Source organism: Acidiplasma aeolicum (genome assembly GCF_001402945.1).
Lineage (GTDB): Archaea > Thermoplasmatota > Thermoplasmata > Thermoplasmatales > Thermoplasmataceae > Acidiplasma > Acidiplasma aeolicum.
In genome coordinates this window covers 1-1,776 of record NZ_LKBG01000113.1, presented here as the reverse complement: position 1 = coordinate 1,776, position 1,776 = coordinate 1, and the positions used below count along the sequence as shown (strand labels likewise).

The window sequence follows — 1,776 nt, the reverse complement described above, 5'->3', positions numbered from 1 at the left end:
TGACAAAATTTTAAATTATTAAATAAATTTTGTAAAAATATAAAATAACACTTATATATATTGTCAATGTTATGTATTTCCATATCATAAAGAATAAATACAACTCAATGTTTAAATCATTATGGTTGATACAGCCGTTGAGGATCAAAATAAACACTCCTATAGAAAAGATTTGGGGCTATGGAGTGTTGTTATGCTTGCTCTTGGTGGGATACTAGGTCCTGCTGTGGCATATGCACCCGTGTATACACTGGCCGATGCAGGCCCTGTAGGCATTCTTGCATGGCCCATAGCAATGATAATGATACTGCCAATAGGTCTTGTTTTTGCAGAACTTGGCACAACCTGGCCAAAGGCCGGTGGTGTTGCATACTATCCATCAAAAAGTAACGGTCCCCTGGTGGGTGCAATTAATGGGTGGTCATCCATGGTTGGATACCTTTTTGTCGGGCCCGTAATTGTTTTTGCTGTCGTTGAATATCTGAGCTTTTATTATCCGCCCCTTTATGTAAACGGTGTTTTATCGTATGCCGGCATTGCTGTGGCTGAGGTAATACTTGTGCTTGTTTTTCTTGTTAATGTGTTAAGGATTAAGCACATGGGTGGGATAAATCTGGTTCTCACCATAATAAGCATAATATTAATAGCAATTATAATAATATCACTATCATTTTATTTTAAGCCCTCAAATCTTGTCTCACCCAGCGTTGGAGGATTTGCACCTTATGGATTTACCGGTCTGTTTGGAGCCATAACAATAACAGTTTTTGGATATGGTGGATTCAGGCAGCCAATTGATTATTCTGAAGAGGTTAAAAATCCGGGCAAAAGTATACCTGTCGCAATTATAGTGGCACTGCTTGCCTCAGGCCTGATATTCTCCTTCGAATCCCTGGCATTTGCCGGTGCAATAAATTTCTCAAAATTCGGCACAGCCAACGGTAACTGGGCCTCATTATTAAATTACAGTGCACCATATGCCACCATAGCACAGACCCTCGTCCTTCCTGCAATAGTTGTTATAGCCATAATAGCCGCATTAATAGCCACCTTCAAGGACGGTGTTATATACTATGGGAGTACAGCAAGGGTTGGTGAAATACTTTCAAGGGAGGATAAATATTTCCCCAGATTCCTTGGTAAAATGAACATACGCGGAATACCAATTTACTCAATTATCATGGTACTCATAATAACAATAGTCCTGGTTGCACTGGGAAGGTCACTGGCAACCATTATAAATATCATGGTTGATGGATTTTTATTATCCTATGCCCCGGGGGCAATTAGCCTTATGGTGTTTAGAAAGACGGAACCAAATATAAAAAGGCCGTTTAAGCTTCCATTTGCAAACGTCCTGGCTCCAATAGCTTTTGTTGTTTCAAATCTTCTTGTTTACTGGTCTGGATGGTCTGCCATTGAAATCATAGTACCGCTGGATTTTGCAGGCGTTGTTTTTGTGCTTGTATACAACCATTACAATAAACTGGATGCAAAATATGCAATGTACGGTATCTGGCTTCCTGTGTATTTAATACTTATAGTTGTATTATCGTACATAGGCAGCAGCTTCTTTGGAGGCCATAATTATATACCATTTCCATACGATACATTTGTGTTCATAATAATCACGCTAATATTTTATTATATAGGCACTGAAATGGGCATAAGGAGTGTTAATTACATAAGAAAGAAGAACGGTAAGGCTGCGGCCGGAAATTAAAAATATGAGTACATTAATGTTAAGCTCGGAACCAAGGCACCAATGGTTGTTTT

1 protein-coding gene is annotated in these 1,776 nt (G+C 39.0%); it reads left to right on the top strand.

Going from position 1 to position 1,776, the window contains the following annotated elements:
- Nucleotides 1-121 precede the first annotated feature (121 nt).
- A complete protein-coding gene (locus AOG54_RS03360) occupies nucleotides 122-1,723 on the top strand; it encodes an APC family permease (protein WP_054964262.1) in 1,602 nt (533 codons plus the stop codon).
- The last annotated feature ends 53 nt before the right edge of the window (nucleotides 1,724-1,776 follow it).